Source organism: Burkholderia sp. PU8-34 (assembly GCF_053427725.1).
In genome coordinates, this window is record NZ_JBSAXC010000082.1 from 1 (window position 1) to 420 (window position 420).

General features: G+C 59.8%; 1 protein-coding gene. It reads left to right on the forward strand.

What is annotated here, in order from left to right; translation table 11 throughout:
* On the forward strand, window positions 1-420 hold a 420-nt coding region (locus ACV22Z_RS35810), incomplete at both ends, for a hypothetical protein (RefSeq protein ID WP_448080952.1).

The following is a 420-nucleotide window of genomic DNA, read 5'->3' on the forward strand; positions in this document are numbered from 1 at the left end:
GTTAAAGCACTCGGCAAGGACGCATTGTCGGTCACGACGAACGCATTGACCAACACGGCAAGCGGCACGATCGGTGGCAACGGCGATGTCTCCGTGGCGGCGGGCAGTGTCGACAATTCAAACGGTTCTCTACTGGCTGCGCAATCGCTGTCCGTGCGGTCGAACGGTCAGCTTGCAAATGCAGCGGGTCTCATTCAGTCGAACGGCAACCTGACAGTCTCGGCGCTTGGCGCCGTGAACAACCGCGCAGGCCAAATCGAAGCCAATGGCGCAATGACGACACTCGAATTGTCCGGATCGAGCGTCGACAATAGCGAGGGTCGCATAGCGAATATCGGAACTGGCGCGACAACGATTGACGGTGGCGCCTCGATCACGAACACCAATGAGTCCGGCAAAGCAGGCGCGGGCACGATCGGC